This window comes from Streptomyces cadmiisoli, from assembly GCF_003261055.1.
GTDB classification, from domain to species: Bacteria; Actinomycetota; Actinomycetes; order Streptomycetales; family Streptomycetaceae; genus Streptomyces; species Streptomyces cadmiisoli.
Window position 1 is genome coordinate 2,753,321 of the sequence record NZ_CP030073.1, and the last position, 17,193, is coordinate 2,770,513.

Here is a 17,193-nt window from a genome sequence, read left to right on the forward strand (position 1 = left end):
GTCCTCGTGGAGCTCGTTCTGGTTCAGGTGGGGGGAATCGAGCGGAACTGGGGTGGGGCAGGCGCCGTTTCCGGGGCTTGGCTGCGTCGGCGCACCCGTTACGGTGCCCGCTCGGTGTGACGGGCGCGGGCGTGTTGCCGTGGGGTTCCGCGCGCCGCCGGGTTGCAAACGGTGTGATGGTGGCTGTTGCTTGTCGCAGCCACGAGTGCGTCGGACAAGCGGTCGAGTACTGCGGACGCCTGTTCGTCGCTGATGGTCAGAGGTGGGAGCAGTCGTACGACGTTCATGTGGCGGCCGCCCAGGCCGACGATCAGACCTCGGCGGAGGCACTCCCGCTGGACGGCGGCGGCCAGTTCTGGAGCAGGTGAGTGCGGAGTCGGGGTGTGGTCCGGGGTCGACGAGTCCGGGGTGTGCGCCGGTGCGGGGGTCACCAGTTCGACGCCGAGCATCAGGCCTCGTCCGCGTACGTCGCCTACGCGGGGGGACTGCCGGGCCAGTTCGCGCAGTTGGGACAGCATGCGGGTGCCGAGTGCGGCTGCTCGTTCGGCGAGCTGGTGCTCACGGACATGGGCGAGGGTCGCGGCGCCCGCTGCCATGGCGAGCTGGTTCCCGCGCAGAGGAACGGAGGGAACGGAGGGTCGGTCGGTCGCGAAGTCGTCGCGGTGGACCACCAGGGCCAGTGGCAGGCTGCCGCCGATGGCCTCGGAGAGGACCATCACGTCGGGCGTCACCCCGCTGTGTTCCACGGCCCAGAAGGCCCCCGTTCTGCCGACGCCGGTCCGGGTCTCGTCGACGATCAGGGGGATGGAGCGGGTGGCGGTGCTGCGTCGAACGGCTCGTACCCAGGTGTCGGGCGCGGGGAGCACCCCGCCCTCGTCCTGGACGGTTTGCAGGATCACGCCTGCCGGTGCGGATGTGCCCGGGGGCTGGGAGTCGAGGAGGTCCTCGGTCCAGCGGGCGGCGAGTTCCGCGCCGCGGGTGGCATCGGCTTCGGAAGGACGGCGGTAGTCATGGGGATAGGGCAGAGGGCGGCCTCGTACGGCGAAGGCGTCGTTCCGGCCTTCGGAGGTTTCGGGGGCGCTTGCGGAGGGAGGGACGTCAGATGTCCTTCCATGCTCGGCGCCCACCAAGGCGAGGACATCGGTCCGTCCCGTTGCCGCCCTGACCAGTGCGTATGCCGCTTCTACCGCGTCCGTGGAGGTGGGGCCACAGAACTGGACGCGCGCGTGATCCGCGAGTCCTGGTGGAAGGGTGCGCAGCAGCTCGGTGACGAAGGCGTCCTCGACGGGGGTGGCGAGATCGGGGACGTTGAGTGGTGCACCCGAGTCCAGGACCGTACGGATGGCCTCCAGGACGACCGGATGGTTGTGGCCGAGGGGGAGGGTGCCGGCGCCCGAGAGGCAGTCCAGGTAGCGGCGCCCGTCGGCGCCCTCGACGGTCAGGCCACGTGCCCGGACCGGCACGATCGGCAGGGCGCGCGGATAGGTCCGCGCCGCCGGTTCGCGCACCGGCTGGCGGCGCGAAATCCCCTCGGTCACGGTCACCGCTCCCCGTCCTGCCGCTGACGGGCGACAAGTCCGCCTCTCGCTCTCCTCATCCGGCCCCGAACACCCCTTCCCTGCTCCTGGACCGCGCTCGCCTCGGTCGGCGGGCGGCGTGCGGCGGCGGGCCGTCGAGCGGAGGGGTCGCGTTCGGGGCGTGTACCAGCCCCACCGCCGATCCAGCCCGCTCGCTGCTTCGGGGCGGCCGTGACCTCGGGCCCCGGTGGGTTCGGCCCGAGGCCGTCCTCACCATCTGGGCACCACTGACCGGCCCCGCTGCTCGCCCACACCGCTACCAACCGCGATGGGGCTATGGGGTTACGGGCCTTTTCAAGATCATTACGGGGTGGAACCGCCGGGGTCCCCGTATGACGAACCGCCCGGGCCGGATGCCGGTGGCACCGCGGAGCCCGGGCGGCGGGTCGCTGATCAGGCTTGAGCCGGGGCCGGGTCGCGCAGCCAGACGGCGGTGTCCTGGGGCAGGCGGCCCTGCTCGTCGAGGGGGCCGCTGCTGAGCAGGACGGTGCTGTGTGCGGGGAGTTCCACGGCCGTCCCGGACAGGTTGACCAGGCACTTCAGGCCGTCGCTGCGCTCGAAGGCGAGGACACCGGCGGGGGCGGGCAGCCAGGCCAGCGGGCCGTCGCCGAATCCTGGTGCGGTGCGGCGCAGCCGAAGCGCCTCGCGGTAGAGCGCGTACATCGAGGTGGGGTCGGTGGCCTGGCGGTCGGCCGCGTAGGAGGCCCAGTCCTCGGGCTGCGGCAGCCACGGTTCCGTCTCGGATCCGAAGCCGCAGTAGGGCGCGTCGGCGATCCAGGGCATCGGTACGCGGCAGCCGTCGCGGCCCGGATCGATGCCGCCGGAGCGGAAGTGCATGGGGTCCTGGATGCGGTCGAGGGGGATGTCGGCCTCGGGCAGGCCTAGTTCCTCGCCCTGGTACAGGTAGACCGATCCGGGCAGTGCCAGCGTGAGCAGGGCGGCGGCACGGGCCCGGCGGGTGCCGAGGGTGAGGTCGGTCGGGGTTCCGAAGGTCTTCGCGGCGAAGTCGAAGCCGGTGTCGCGGCGGCCGTACCGGGTGACGGTGCGCGTCACGTCGTGGTTGCACAGGACCCAGGTCGCCGGGGCGCCGACAGGGGCGTGCTCGGCGAGCGTGTCGTCGACGGCGCGGCGCAGCCGGTCCGGGTCCCAGGGGCACGTCATGAAGCTGAAGTTGAACGCGGTGTGGAGTTCGTCGGGCCGCAGGTAGCGGGCGAAGCGTTCGGCGTCGGGCAGCCAGACCTCGCCGACGAAGACGGCGCCGTAGGTGTCGGCGATCGACCGCCACGAGCGGTAGATGTCGTGCAGTTCGTCCTGGTCGATGAAGGGGTTGGGGTCGGCGCCCTCCTCGAAGTCGGGGAGGGCGGGGTCCTTGGCGAGCAGGGCCGCGGAGTCGATGCGTACGCCGGCGACGCCGCGTTCGAACCAGAAGCGCAGGACGTCCTCGTGTTCCCGGCGGACGGCGGGGTGGGCCCAGTTGAGGTCGGGCTGTTCGGGCGTGAAGAGGTGGAGGTACCACTCGCCGTCGGGCACTCGGGTCCAGGTCGGGCCGGAGAACTGGGACGGCCAGTCGTTGGGGGGCAGTTCGCCGTTCTCGCCGCGGCCGGGGCGGAAGTGGAAGAGGCCGCGCTCCGGGCTGCCGGGCCCGGCGGCGAGGGCCGACTGGAACCAGGCGTGCTGGTCGGAGACGTGGTTGGGCACGATGTCGACGATGGTGCGGATCCCGAGGTCGCGGGCCTCGGCGATCAGCTTCTCGGCGTCGGCGAGGGTGCCGAAGGCGGGGTCGATGGTGCGGTAGTCGGCCACGTCGTAGCCGCCGTCGACCAGTGGCGAGAGGTACCACGGGGTGAACCAGATGGCGTCTACGCCCAGTTCGGCGAGGTACGGCAGTCGTGCCCGGACGCCCGCGAGGTCCCCGGTGCCGTCGCCGTCGGCGTCGGCGAAACTGCGTGGGTACACCTGGTAGATGACGGCGTCGCGCCACCAGTCGTCGGTGCGGTGCGGGATGGGGGCTGCCACGTGACGGTCCTTTCGGGCAGAGTGGATCTTCGCCGCCGGCCGGACAGCGGGGCGTCGGACGTGCCGACGGCGAAGGCTGGGGATGGAGCGGAGCGGGAGGAGGCGGGACCCGGGGCGCTCAGCCCTTGAGTCCGCCCGCGGTAAGGCCGCTCATGATGTTGCGCTGGAAGATCAGGAAGATCAGCAGCGTCGGCAGCGACGCGATGGTGAGGGCGGCGATCAGCACGTTGACGGGCACTCCGTTGGAGAGCGAGTAGATGCCGACGTTGAGGGTCTGCTTGGCCGGGTCGGGCAGGGTGAGCATCGGCCAGAGGAAGTCCTTCCAGACGCCGACGATCGCGAAGATCGACACCACGCCGAGGATCGGCCGGGAGATCGGCAGCACGATCGACCACAGCGTGCGCAGCGGGCTCGCGCCGTCCATCGCCGCGGCGTCCAGGAGTTCCTTGGGAATCGAGTCGAAGAAGCGCTTCAGCAGGAAGATGTTGAAGGCGTTCGTGACCGACGGGAGCCAGATCGCCCAGGGTGTGTTCAGCAGGTTGCGTTCGAAGATCGGCACGTCGAGCACGGTCAGGTACTGCGGCACGACGAGCACGGTCGCGGGGATCATCAAGGTCGCCAGCATCATGCCGAGGATGGCCTTGCCGAGGACCGGGCGGAGCCTGGAGAGGGAGTAGGCGGCCGCCACGTCGAGGACGAGTTGGAAGGCCAGGGCTCCGAAGGCGTAGTACAGGGTGTTGAAGAGGAGTCCGGACAGGTCCATGACGTCCCAGGCCCTGGTGTAGTTGGCCGGTTCGAACGATCCGGGGACCAGGGTCGGCGGGGTCTGGATGACCTCCTGGGCGTCCTTGAAGCCGCTGGAGATCATCCAGTAGAGCGGGCCGAGGAAGACGAGGGTGAATCCGCCGACGACGACGGCGAACGTCACCCAGTAGACGGCCTTGCCGCGGGGCCTGGCGAGCTGGGCCGGCGATATGAGCGTGCGTGTGGACATGCTGGTCTCCCGGTCCTACTCGTTCTCGGCGCGGCTGAGTTTGACGTACACCGCCGAGAATCCGGCGAGGATCACGAGCAGGAGCAGGCCGAGGGCCGCCGCGGCACCGTAGTTGTTGAAGTTGAAGGCGTATTGGTAGATCAGGTACACGACGGTCGTGGTGGAGCCTTCGGGTCCGGCGCCGCCCGTCAGCAGGAACGGTTCGACGAAGACCTGCATGGTGGCGATGATCTGCATCAGCAGCATCAGCGAGAGGATGAGCCGCGTCTGCGGGATCGTCACATGCCAGATCTTGCGGAACAGGCCCGCTCCGTCCAGCTCGGCCGCCTCGTAGAGCTCACCCGGGATGCCCTGGAGGGCGGCCAGGTAGATCAGGGCGGCGCCTCCCATGTTCATCCAGGTCGAGGCGATGACGACGGAGAGCATCGAGATGTCGGCGTCCTGGAGCCACTGCTGCTCTGGGAGTCCGAAGAAGCCGAAGAGTTCGTTGAGGAGTCCGTAGCCCGGGTCGTAGAGGTACTTGAACAGCAGGACGGCGGCGACCGGCGGGAGCATCACCGGCAGGTACACGAGCAGTCTGAGGTAGCCCTTGCCGTGCCGGAACTCGTTGATCACCACGGCGACGGCGAACGGCACGGCGAAGCCGAGGACCAGGGCGAGGACCGTGAACAGCAGGGTGTTGCGCCACGCCTGCCAGAACGCCGGGTCGTTGAAGACGGTTCTCAGGTTGTCCAGGCCCACCCACGAGACCTCGCCGCCCTCGGTCTTCTGGAAGGCCAACAGGAACTCCCTGACCATCGGGTACCAGGAGAAGAAGGCGAAGCACAGCACCGCGCCGACGAGGAAGCCGTGGGCGGTGAGGTTGCGGCGCAGGCTCTTGGCGAAGGGGCTGCCGGGCGATGCGTCGCCCGCGGCGCGCGGCGGAGTGCGGCGGCTGCTCTCCGCCTTGCTCGGGGTCAGGCTCGGGGCCGACATCATTGCTCCTCGGTGCAGGTCTACCGGTTGCCTCCCCGCTCCCGGCGGAGCGGGGTTCGTGGTCCGTGCCGGGTGACGGGCCGAACGCCGGGGACGGGGCTGGAGCCCGTCCCCGGCGCGGCGTCCGTCACTGCGTGGCGAGAACCTGGTTGACCTGCTGTTCGGCGGTGGAGAGCAACTTGTCGATGTCGGCGTCCTTGTTGGTGAGGATGCCGGACATCACGTTGTCCAGGATCTTGTAGACCTCCTGGGCCTTCGGCGGCTCGGCCTTGCCGGGGACGGGGTTGTCCATGAAGGCCTTGAAGTTCTCGACCGGCATCGTGGCGTGCTCGGTCCGGGCGGCGTCGTCCGCCGTCTTGGACTCGTTCAGCCAGAAGTTGGGCTGCGGGATGCCGACCGGCAGGCCGTCGGCCTTGGTGCGCGCCCAGTCGAACTGGCCCTTGCCGACGGTGAGGTTCTTGAAGTTGAGCCAGGCGACGGCCGCCTTGATCTTGTCCGGGGAAATCCCCTTCTTGATCATGTAGTTGTTGCCGCCGGCGAGGGTGCTCTGCTCGCCCGGGATCGGCCCCATGCCGAAGTTCTGGTACTTGGCGCCGAGTTGCTGGACCATGTACGCGATGTCGTCGGGCGCGGCAAGGAACATGCCGAGCTTGTCGGTGGCGATCTGCTTCTGCAGGTCGCCCCACTTCAGCAGCTGGGTCTTGCCCATGCTGTTGTCGTCCCACCGCATCGCGTACAGGTTCTCGGCGACCTGCTTGCCCAACTCGTTGTTGAACGCCGCCTTCTGGCCGCTCTCGTCGACGACGTCGCCTCCGAGGCTGTACATCTGCGCGGTGAAGTGCCATCCGCCGGTGTTGCCTGCGCTGTACTCGCCGAAGCCGGCGATGCCGTTGCCGAGGCCGGCGATCTTCTTGGCCGCGGCGCGGACGTCCTCCCACGTGCTCGGCGGCGCGTCGGAGTCGAGTCCCGCCTGCTCGAACAGCTTGCGGTTGATCAGCAGGCCCATCGTGTAGTTGCTGGTGGGCAGGCCGTACAGCTTGCCGTCCTGCTTGAGCGAGGCGAGGACGTTCGGGTCGATGTCCTTCAGCCTCGGCACCGTCTTGTCGTTGACGTACGCGCTGATGTCCTCGGCGCCGGCGTTGTCCAGCACCTGGGGCAGGTCGGTGAAGTACGTGTAGAACACGTCGGGCTGGGACTTGGCCTTCAACATGGCCGTGAACCGCGCGGGTTCCAGACACTGACCAGGTGTGGAGCGGCCCTCGATGGTGACGTTCGGGTACTTCTTGTTGAACTCCGCGACGTCCTGCTTCCACTCCTTCAGCTCGGCCGCCTTCGCCGTGGGGGGCATGCAGTCGATGGTGATCGTGACCTTGGTCTTCGGGTCCAGCGGTGCAGCGGGGTTCGACGACCCGCTGTTGTTGGATCCGGAGTCGTCGTCGTCGCTGCTGCTGGTGCCGCAGGCCACCAGTGCGGTGAGCGAGAGAGCGGAGACGACGGTCAGGGCGCCGACACGGCGGACACGGCGGAACCGAGCACTTCTCATGGGTGGACCCCTTCGGGCATGAACGTGGAAGGCGCCCCACCGCCGATGCGTTGTGGGGCGCCGCTCACTCAACCACCGTGAACAAGTGAACGCAATATCTCGCGCTGATTTCGCAATTGCTTGACAGAGATTCGCGGACGGCATGCAGGATCCACGTCAGGGATACGACGGAAACGAAGGGAGAGCTTCCGCGGCGAACGCCGGGAGGGTGCACGATCAGGTCACGTCATGCGGTGACTTGCCGTGCGGTGTCATGGCTTGGTGCGCGGCGCCGTTGCGCGTGGGGCCGTGGCGGGTACCGGGTGCGCCATCCCATCGCGCGCAGGGCTGTGGCGTGCGGTGCCGTGCCGGCGCGCGTGGGGCCGTGCGTGGCCTGCGGTGACTCACCATGACGCGCCGCGCGGGCCGACCCGCGCCGCACCGTACCGACCGACCTGCGCCGCACCGTGTCGCGCAATGCCGTACCGCGCAATGTCGCGCCGCGCAGTGCCGCGCCATTCCGTGCCGCGCCATTCCGTGCCGCGCCATTCCGTGCCGCGCCATTCCGTGCCGCGCCATTCCGTGCCGCGCCATTCCGTGCCGTACCGTGCCCGGTCGCTCCGCCCGGAGGGGGACGCCCCGCTCAGGCCGTCTGCGGAAGGGCCGCCTGAGCGGTGGATCCCCGAACGACCAGCTCCGGTTCGAACAGCAGCTCGCTGTGCGGTACGTCGTTGCCCTGGATCTGGGCGCAGAGCAGCTCGACGGCCGCGCGCCCCATCGCCTCGATCGGCTGCCGTACGGTCGTCAGCGGCGGCTCGGTGCAGGTCATGAAGGCGGAGTCGTCGTACCCCACGACGGAGACGTCCTGCGGCACCCGCAGACCCCGTCGGCGCACCGCCCGCACCGCGCCCAGCGCCAGGGGGTCGCTCGCGCAGACGATCCCGGTCACGCCCCGGTCCAGCAGCTTCGACGCCGCCGCCTGGCCGCCTTCGAGGGAGAAGATCGACCGCTCCACGAACTCGTCCGCGAGCGCGCCGCCGGCGGCGTCCACGGCCGCGCGCAGCCGGCGCCGCGAGGGAATGTGGTCGGAGGGACCGAGGACGAGCCCGATCCTCTCGTGCCCCAGCGACACCAGATGCCGCCACGACTGCTCGACCGCAACGGCGTCGTCGCAGGCCACACAGGGAAAGTCGAGTCCGTCGATCGCCGCGTTCATCAGCACCACCGGGATACGGCGCTCGGCGAGCTGCCGGTAGTGCTCGTGCGGGGCGTCGGCCTGCGCGAACAGGCCGCCGGCGAAGACCACTCCGGACACCTGCTGCTGGAGCAGCAGTTCCACGTAGTCCGCCTCGGAGACGCCGCCCTTGGTCTGTGTGCACAGCACCGGGGTCAGCCCCTGCTGCGCCAACGCGCTGCCGATCACCTCGGCGAACGCCGGAAAGATCGGATTCTGGAGTTCCGGCAGGACGAGGCCCACCAGCCGCGCCCGCTCCCCGCGCAGCTGCGTGGGACGCTCGTACCCCAGCACGTCCAGCGCCGTCAGCACCGACTGCCGGGTCGCCTCCGACACACCCGGCTTGCCGTTGAGCACCCGGCTGACCGTGGCCTCGCTGACCCCAACCTTCTTCGCCACTTGAGCAAGTCGTCGTGTCATGGACGCAAGCGTAGCGCAAGCGCCGCAAGGCGCTTGCGCTACGCTTGCCGTCCCGAGCCTGCCGGGGTCACCGGCCGGCCGCGGCCCGCTGGGACCGGGTCAGTCGCGAGGCGTCTGCCGTGGCGCGCGCTGCACCGACGCCCCGTTCACGGACCCGTTGATCACGAACTGCGAGCCCGGTTCGATCAAGACGTCGCCCTGCGCCGAGTTCGTCACGGTCACGCCGGTCAGGGTCGCGCTGCCGCGAGCCCCGCTCATGGCGAGGATCCCGGACCCGTTGTTCGACTTGTCGATGGTCACGTTCCTGATCTGGACGCCCGGCATCGCGCCGCCGCCCGTCTTGAACTGGATGCCGTCGTAGGTCGAGTCGTGGATGTCCGTGTCGCGGATCGTGACACCGGGGATGTCCTGGCCCTGCGCGAACAAGGTGATCGCGCCGAACTCCTGCGCCTCTCCCCAGAACGCTCCGCCCGTGCGGTACAGGCCGTTGTTCGCGATCAGGGTCTGGCCCGAGAAGGGCAGCGGATCATGGTCGGTGGCCAGCATGATCCCCGGGTAGTTCATGGTGTCGGAGATCAGGTTGTTCTCGATCGTGTTGCCGTAGCCGCCGTAGACCGCGATGCCGTTGGCCCGCCAGGGCAGTTGGATGGTGTTGTTGCGGAAGTGGTTGTCGTGGCCGATGTCGACCGAGGTGTCCTTCACGTACCGGCTGGCCCAGACGGCGAGCGCGTCGTCGCCCGTGTTGCGGAAGGAGGAGTTGAACACGGTCGAGTTGCGGGTGCCGTTGGCGAAGTTGACGCCGTCGGCGTAGGTGTTGCGGATCCGGACGCCGTTGAACTCGACCCGGTCCCCGGGGCCCCACAGGTCGGGGATGTTGGAGTAGTCGCGGCCGACCCAGGCACCGACGTTGGCGTGCTCGATCCACACGTTGGTGATCTTGGTGTCCTTGCCGAAGCGGCCGTTCAGCGCGACACCGCCCTCCGCGTTGCCGTCACCGCCGCGGATGGTCCCGGAGCCGAAGATCGCGATGTCGGAGATCTTGGTGTTGTCGTCGATGTCGAAGCCGAAGTTGCCCTCGTGCGGGTGGTTGATGCCGCCGGCCTGGTGCGGCGGGACGAGCGAGTAGAGCTGGGCGTGCCACATGCCGGCGCCGCGGATGGTCACGTCCCGGATGCCCACCTGGTTGTACTGGCCCCGGTCGAGCGGGTCGTCGGTGAGGATCTTCTTCTCCTGGCGCCACTGGCCGGCCGGGATCCACACGCAGGGGATCTCGCCCCGCTGGTCGGCGGTGACGGCGCGCTGGATCGCGTCCGCGTCGTCGATGCCGTCGTTGGGCACGGCTCCGTAGGTGGTGATGGAGACGCACTGGTCGGGCTTGGCCGCCGGAGGCGCGACCTGCTCCAGGTCTACGAGGTCGATGATGTAGAAGGCGGCGTCGTCACCGGCGTCGCGCTGCAGACGGAACTTCGTGCCCTGGGGGTAGGTCTCGGTCAGCAGGGCGTGGGACTCGTCGAACAGCCGCCGCGCGTCGCCGCCGGGACGGTTGGTCAGGCCCTCCGGGTCGTCGGTCGTGCCGTAGAGCCAGCTGTGCTTGGACGACAGGTTCAGTTTGCGGACGAAGGTGCCGTCCGCGTAGAGGCTCAGGGTCGCCTCGCGGCCGCCGCCGCCCGCCGCGTCCGGGATCGAGTTCCGCACGACGATCGAGTTCGAGGGCGCGGTGGAGGTGAACTCCACGTACTGGCCCGTGGAGTCGAGGCGCACCGCCTGGCGGCCGGAGGACTCGGTGGCGAAGTTGGTGTGTCCGAAGGTGCGCTCGGCGTCCGTCCTCAGCAGGGTGCCGTTGTGGCGGCCCTCCTCCGCCTCGTGCTCGACGTACGGCACGGCGGCGCCGCGTCCGACGACCAGGGAACGGGCGAAGGTGTTGTTGTCCTCGTTGGTCTCGTCGACGACGTCGGTGGCGTCGGCCGTGCCGGTGAGGGTGGCTCCACCGCTGGTGGCGGTCCAGCTGCCGTTGACGGCCACCGTGGCCGAGCCGCCGGCGGGGACGGCGCCGGTGGTGCCGTTCAGGGTCGTGCCGCCGACGGTGAGCCGGGTGACGGACCCGGCGGGTACGGCGCTCGTGCCGCGGTTGTGCACGGCGACGGTGAAGGTGACCGTGGCGCCGACGGCCGGGCTGGCCGGGTTGGAGGTGATGCCGGTGACCTCCAGGTCCGGTCCGGGCGCCTGGCCCACGACCAGCCGTGAGGCCGCGTTGCGGCTGTTGTTGGTGTTGTCGAGTTCGGCGACGGTGTCCGTCGGGTCGACGACGGCGGAGACGGAGTAGCTGCCCATGGGCCGCTTGCCGACCGCGACCGGCACCTTCACCGAGGCGCCCGCGGCGAGGGCACCGACGGCGGCGCTGCCGGCGGCCGCGCCCTCGAGGCTGACGTTCACCGTGGTCGCCGGCGAGGCGGCGCTGCCCGCGTTGCGGACGGTCGCCTCGACGGTGACGTCGTCCGTCTCGGACGGCGACGCGGGCGACCACGTCAGATCCGTCACGGTCAGGTCGGGAGCGGGCGCCGCGGTGCCGACGACCTCGAACTCCGCGATCTGTCCCCCGCCGGCGCCGGAGTTGCCGAAGAACTGGAGGCGTACGTCCGCGTAGCGGCCGGTGACCGGGATGGTCACCGTGTTCCGGCCGGTCGCCGGGTTGAAGGTGTAGTCGGCCCGGTCCTTCAGCGAGGTGAAGGACGACGCGCCCGCCTGCCGCCCCAGGACCTGGATGTTCTGCGTCCGGGTGCTCCAGACGGGGTCGGGGTTCAGCTTGAGGACGACTCCGGTCAGGTCGGCGTCGGCGCCCAGCCGCACGGTCAGCGTCGACGACTGGCCGCTCGCCTCCCAGTAGCTGGTGGTACTGCCGTCGTTGGCGTTGGACGCGACGTAGTTCTGGGTGGTCGACGACGCCTCGATCGGCTTGCGCAGGGCCAGGTTGGTGCCGGTGGGCGGCGGATCGCCGGGATCCTCGCCGCCGCCGGTTCCGTAGACCTCCAGCTCGGACAGCTGGGCGGCGTTCCAGCCGGTGTTGGCGGCCACCTGCACACGCACGTAGCGCGCCTCGGCGTCGACGTCGAGCGTCACGCTGTTGCCGGACGACGGGTTGAAGACGCGTCCCGCGTTCGCGGACAGGGTGGTGAAGCCCTGCCCGTCGGTGCTGCCCTGGACGCTGAGGGTCTGGGTGCGAGTCTCCCACGACGCGGGAAGCTTCAGCACCACCTCGTCGACGTCGACCGTGCTGCCGAGGTCGATCTGCACCCACTGCGGGAACGCTCCCGCGGGGCCTTCCCAGTACGAAGCCTGGCTGCCGTCGGTGACGTTGCCGGCCGGGTACGCGGCGTGCGCCCCGCCCGCGGTGGCGGGTCTGCCGAGCGCCAGGTTCGGTCCTTCCGCGGCGTGGGCCGCCACGGGCAGCAGCCCGACCGCCAGCAGCCCTGCCGTCACCAGGCCGGCGAACAGTCGCCGACCGTGATGTCTCCCTCTCATGAGGCCTCTCGTTCCCTTCCCTGGGCGCCCGGCACCGCTTCCCGCGCCCGTCCCCGGCGGCGCGCGAGGCGTCTCGGGTGACGGGACGTGCGGGGTGCGCGGGACCGGTGCGCCGTGGTGGACGATGACGCGCCTACCAGGCGTGGGCGATGCCCTGGTAAGGCCGAACGGCTAGAAATCCAAATCTTGAGCGATTTCGTCAATCTTTTGCGGCACTGAGGTGACAGGTTTCTACTGGGTGTCATCTTTGTCAACGGCTGTGCGGCGACGGGGAGTTGGGCCGATCCGACGGAACGGCCCCCGGGGCTGCCGCAGGAAGGGCATCGGAGCGCGTGACCCCGGGGCCGCGACGGCAAGGGGGCGGAGCACGTCAACTCATTTGGCCCCGAAAGGTTTGCCTGGTCGGACAGCTCGTAGCGAAACCGTTGCCGTTCCGTGGGAAGTCCCCCACAGCGAACGCATAGTGTGAGGTGCCATTCCCAGGCGGTCGTCGGACCGGCCGGGCTCCACGCGAGTTCGGCTCCGGATCGCGGCCGCAGTGTCGATTCCTTTCACCACCAGGGGGAGTAACACCATGCGATCCATACGGCCGTCGTTCACCGCTCGCCGGGAGGGGAGCACGCGGAGAACCTCCCCCGTACTGGCCGCCGTCGCCCTGGCATCGGCGCTCGTGCTCACGGCCACCGCCTGCGACTCGGGCGCGTCGGTGGCGGACGGTGCGCCGTCAGCCTCGGCGGTGGACGGCGATGGCAAGATCACGATCCCGGACGACATCAAGGACCAGCTCAAAGAGCACGGGATCGACCTCGACAAGTGGCGCGACGGCGACTGGAAGAACTGGGACAAGGACGACTGGCTGCGCGAGGCCGAGGACTTCGTCAACCCGATCATCGAGGACCTGTGGGACCCGGACCGGATGCGGGAGGCCGAGCAGCCGGACCAGAGCGTCGACGAGGGTGACCTCTCCGGCGACCAGGGCGTGACCGACCCGACGCCGGAGCCCGTCGAGGCGGCGCCCGTGCCGGCGTCGTACCACGCCAACGTCCCCGAGGCCGGCAAGGTGTTCTTCGACTCTCCCGAGGGCACGATGGTCTGCTCGGCGACGGTCGTGAAGGACCCGGCCAACCCCGGCAAGTCGAACATGGTGTGGACGGCGGGCCACTGCGTGCACGCCGGCAAGAGCGGCGGCTGGTACCGCAACATCGCGTTCGTGCCGTCGTACAACGACGCGGGCAAGTCGGCCGCCGAGTTGCAGGGTGTCTCCCCGGAGGAGGTCGCCCCCTACGGCATCTGGTGGGGCGACTGGGTGCAGACCTCGGACCAGTGGATCGAGCAGGGCGGTGCGACGGGCGGTGACGGAGCCGCGTACGACTTCGCGGTCCTGCACGTCACCCCCGAGGAGGGCAGCGGCGGCAAGTCCCTGGAGGAGACGGTCGGTTCGGCCCTCCCGGTGGACTTCGCGGCCCCGGCCGTGCCCGAGGTGGACAGTCTGACGGCCACGGGCTACCCGGCCGCGGCCCCGTTCGACGGCCAGCGGATGTACCGGTGCCAGGACAAGCCGGGACGGCTCTCGATCGCCGCGGCCGACCCGACGATGTACCGCATCGGCTGCACGATGACCGGCGGTTCGTCCGGCGGCGGCTGGGTCGCGGCGGGATCGGACGGCAAGCCCGCCCTGGTGTCCAACACCTCGATCGGCCCGGTGACCGCCGGCTGGCTCGCCGGACCGCGGCTGGGCGAGGAGGCCAAGAGCGTGTTCGACGCGGTCAGCGGGAAGTTCGCGCCGTGACCGTCCCGGTGACGGGCGCTTAGCGGACGCTGCGGTGGGACGCCGTACGGGAAACCTTCACCGTCCCACCGCCGTTCGCCCTCGGCCCCACGGGCATAGTGGGGTCCGGCAGACGAGGCGGATCCGCACGGATCCCCCGTCGACATGACAAGCACATGCCATGAACGGCTTCAACGGGGGTCAACTCACCATGCGTTCCACACGTACGTCCGCCGCGCCACGACGCGGCCGGCGCGACAGGCTCGTCGCCGCGGCGGGGCTCGCCGCCGCGCTGGCGCTCACCGCGACCGCCTGCGGCGGCTCCGGCGAGGACCGGGCGGCGGACAAGCCCGGCGCCACCGCCTCCCGCTCGGGGGACGGCGCCGACGCCGGGCTCGCCATCCCCTCCGACCTCGCGGACCGCCTCAAGGACCACGGGATCGACGTCGACGAGTGGAAGAAGGGCGGCTGGCAGGACTGGGACAAGGACAAGTGGCTCAGTGCGGCCAAGGACTTCGTCAACCCGGTGATCGAGGGCCTGTGGAAGCCGGAGCGGATGCAGTCCGCCGAGGCGGCCGACAAGACGATCTCCACCAAGGACGCGTCGGCCGACGCCGGGGTCAGCGACCCGGAGCCCGCGCCCGTCGAGGCCGCGGCCGAGCGGACGCCGTACCACGACAACGCCGCGCCCGTCGGCAAGATCTTCTTCGACTCGCCCGAGGGCCACATGGTCTGCTCCGGCACCGTCATCAAGGACGTGAACAACCCGGGCAGGTCCAACCTGGTGTGGACGGCGGGCCACTGCGTGCACGCCGGTGCGGGCGGCGGCTGGTACCGCAACATCGTGTTCGTGCCGGCCTACAACGACCTCGGCAAGTCCGAGGCCGAACTCGGCGGCGCGGCCCCGGCCGAGATCGCTCCCTACGGCAACTGGTGGGCGGACTGGGCCTCCACCTCGAACGGCTGGATCGAGGGCGGTTCGGAGACGGGCGGCTCGGGCGCGGCCCACGACTACGCCGTCCTGCACGTGCGTCCGGAGCAGGGCGCGAAGTCCCTGGAGGAGACGGTCGGGGCCGCCCTCGACGTGGACTTCTCCGCCCCGGCCGCGGCCGAGGCCGGGAAGATGGGTGCCTGGGGGTACCCGGCGGCGGCCCCGTACAACGGTCTGAAGATGTTCAAGTGCGTGGACCAGCCGGGGCGGCTCTCACTGAGCCCGTCCCTGCCGACCATGTACCGCATCGGCTGCACCATGACGGGCGGTTCGTCCGGCGGTGGCTGGTTCCGGGTGGTGGACGGCGAGACCAAGCTGGTCTCCAACACGTCGATCGGCCCGGTCGACAACACCTGGCTGGCCGGTCCGCAACTGGGCCGGGACGCGCGGACACTGTACGAGAACATGAGCAAGACCTACGGCGACCGGTGACCGCCCGATGACGAAGGCCCGCCCCTGACACCAGGGGCGGGCCTCTTCACATCCGCGCGGCGCGGCTACGTCCGGTCAGGCGGCCGGAGTCGGAACGTACGGCGTGAGCTCCGCCGCCAGCTCCTCGTGCACCCGCACCTTGAGCAGGGTGCCCTCCGGGGTGTGCTCCTCGGAGATCACCTCGCCCTCGCCATGGGCCCGGGCGACCAGCTTGCCGTGCGTGTATGGCACCAGCGCCTCGATCTCGACGGACGGGCGCGGCAGCTCGTCGTCGATCAGCGCGAGCAGCTCGGCCATGCCCTTGCCGGTCCGGGCCGAGACCGCGATGGAACGCTTCTCGATCCGCATCAGCCGCTGGAGCACCAGCGGATCGGCCGCGTCCGCCTTGTTGATCACCACGATCTCGGGCACATCGGTGGCGCCGACGTCCCTGATGACCTCGCGCACGGCGGCCAGCTGCTCCTCCGGGACCGGATGCGAGCCGTCCACCACGTGCAGGATCAGGTCGGCCTCGCCGACCTCCTCCATCGTGGAGCGGAACGCCTCCACCAGGTGGTGCGGCAGGTGCCGGACGAAGCCGACCGTGTCGGCCAGCGTGTACAGCCGGCCGCTCGGCGTCTCGGCCCGGCGGACCGTCGGGTCCAGGGTCGCGAACAGGGCGTTCTCGACCAGGACGCCCGCGCCGGTGAGCCGGTTGAGCAGGGAGGACTTGCCGGCGTTGGTGTAGCCCGCGATGGCCACCGAGGGCACCTTGTGGCGCTTGCGCTCCTGGCGCTTGATCTCGCGGCCGGTCTTCATCTCCGCGATCTCCCGGCGCATCTTCGCCATCTTCTCGCGGATCCGGCGCCGGTCCGTCTCGATCTTGGTCTCACCGGGACCACGGGTGGCAAGACCGCCGCCCTTACCGCCGCCCATCTGCCGGGACAGCGACTGACCCCAGCCGCGCAGCCTCGGCAGCATGTACTGCATCTGGGCGAGCGCGACCTGGGCCTTGCCCTCCCGGGACTTGGCGTGCTGGGCGAAGATGTCCAGGATCAGGGCCGTACGGTCGATGACCTTGACCTTGACGACGTCCTCGAGGTGGATCAGCTGGCCCGGGCTCAGCTCACCGTCGCAGATGACGGTGTCCGCGCCCGATTCGAGGACGATGTCGCGCAGTTCCTCGGCCTTGCCGGAACCGATGTAGGTGGCCGCGTCGGGCTTGTCGCGGCGCTGGGTCACGCCGTCCAGCACGAGCGCGCCCGCCGTCTCCGCGAGGGCCGCGAGCTCCGCGAGGGAGTTCTCCGCGTCCTGCACGGTCCCCGACGTCCACACACCGACGAGGACGACCCGCTCCAGACGGAGCTGGCGGTACTCGACCTCGGTGACGTCCTGGAGCTCGGTGGACAGGCCCGCCACACGGCGCAGGGCCGCGCGCTCGGAGCGGTCGAACTGATCGCCGTCCCGCTCTCCGTCGATCTCGTGGCTCCAGGCGACGTCCTCTTCCATCAGGGCATCGGCCCGAAGTCCTTCGGGATAGTCCTGCGCGAGGCGCTTGGTGTCCTGGGAAAAGGAAGAAGAGGAGGTCATTGGGTCCTTACGTCGATGGGAAACCAGGTGCGGCGACGGGGCGGAAGCAGCACGCTTCTGTTCCGACGCGACACTCCTCACAACGCATGAGTACCCCGGGAGATTCCCGTGACCCGTGTCGTGGCGGGAGGTGCCGGCCGGTGCCGCCGACCTGAAGATGGTCGCACGGCACGCCC

General features: G+C 70.0%; 10 protein-coding genes. 2 read left to right on the plus strand and 8 right to left on the minus strand.

The features are described from left to right. Nucleotides 1-98: 98 nt before the first annotated feature. The 7 genes from DN051_RS11505 to DN051_RS11535 all read right to left on the minus strand — a co-directional run bounded on the left by DN051_RS11505 (nucleotide 99) and on the right by DN051_RS11535 (nucleotide 12,257). On the minus strand, nucleotides 99-1,544 hold the full coding sequence (locus DN051_RS11505; RefSeq protein WP_112438647.1) for an aminotransferase class III-fold pyridoxal phosphate-dependent enzyme: 1,446 nt from the start codon (nucleotides 1,542-1,544) through the stop codon (nucleotides 99-101). 426 nt (nucleotides 1,545-1,970) lie between these two features. Beyond that, nucleotides 1,971-3,593, minus strand: coding sequence for a glycoside hydrolase family 13 protein (locus tag DN051_RS11510; RefSeq protein ID WP_112438648.1), 1,623 nt, complete (start codon nucleotides 3,591-3,593; stop codon nucleotides 1,971-1,973). Between the two features lie 118 nt (nucleotides 3,594-3,711). Then, nucleotides 3,712-4,587: a carbohydrate ABC transporter permease gene (locus tag DN051_RS11515; RefSeq protein ID WP_053761381.1), complete on the minus strand. Its 876-nt coding sequence runs from the start codon at nucleotides 4,585-4,587 to the stop codon at nucleotides 3,712-3,714. A 15-nt stretch (nucleotides 4,588-4,602) separates the two neighbouring features. Beyond that, on the minus strand, nucleotides 4,603-5,562 hold the full coding sequence (locus tag DN051_RS11520) for a carbohydrate ABC transporter permease (protein WP_112438649.1): 960 nt from the start codon (nucleotides 5,560-5,562) through the stop codon (nucleotides 4,603-4,605). Between the two features lie 127 nt (nucleotides 5,563-5,689). Then, on the minus strand, nucleotides 5,690-7,105 hold the full coding sequence (locus DN051_RS11525) for an extracellular solute-binding protein (protein ID WP_112438650.1): 1,416 nt from the start codon (nucleotides 7,103-7,105) through the stop codon (nucleotides 5,690-5,692). 622 nt (nucleotides 7,106-7,727) lie between these two features. Next, nucleotides 7,728-8,738, minus strand: a complete 1,011-nt coding sequence (locus DN051_RS11530; RefSeq protein WP_053761379.1) for a LacI family DNA-binding transcriptional regulator — start codon at nucleotides 8,736-8,738, stop codon at nucleotides 7,728-7,730. Nucleotides 8,739-8,837: 99 nt separating this feature from the next. Continuing rightward, nucleotides 8,838-12,257 (minus strand): CARDB domain-containing protein, encoded by a 3,420-nt coding sequence (locus DN051_RS11535; RefSeq protein ID WP_112438651.1) that lies wholly within the window; start codon nucleotides 12,255-12,257, stop codon nucleotides 8,838-8,840. 574 nt (nucleotides 12,258-12,831) lie between these two features. Here DN051_RS11535 and DN051_RS11540 point away from each other — a divergent pair. Continuing rightward, nucleotides 12,832-14,046, plus strand: a complete 1,215-nt coding sequence (locus tag DN051_RS11540) for a trypsin-like serine peptidase (protein WP_112438652.1) — start codon at nucleotides 12,832-12,834, stop codon at nucleotides 14,044-14,046. A 190-nt stretch (nucleotides 14,047-14,236) separates the two neighbouring features. Continuing rightward, entirely contained in the window at nucleotides 14,237-15,448 is a 1,212-nt protein-coding gene (locus DN051_RS11545; RefSeq protein ID WP_112442226.1) for a trypsin-like serine peptidase, read from the plus strand. 75 nt (nucleotides 15,449-15,523) lie between these two features. Here the strand turns inward: DN051_RS11545 and hflX are convergent, their stop codons facing one another. Next, a complete protein-coding gene (hflX, locus tag DN051_RS11550) occupies nucleotides 15,524-17,017 on the minus strand; it encodes a GTPase HflX (RefSeq protein ID WP_112438653.1) in 1,494 nt (497 codons plus the stop codon). Nucleotides 17,018-17,193: the final 176 nt, after the last annotated feature.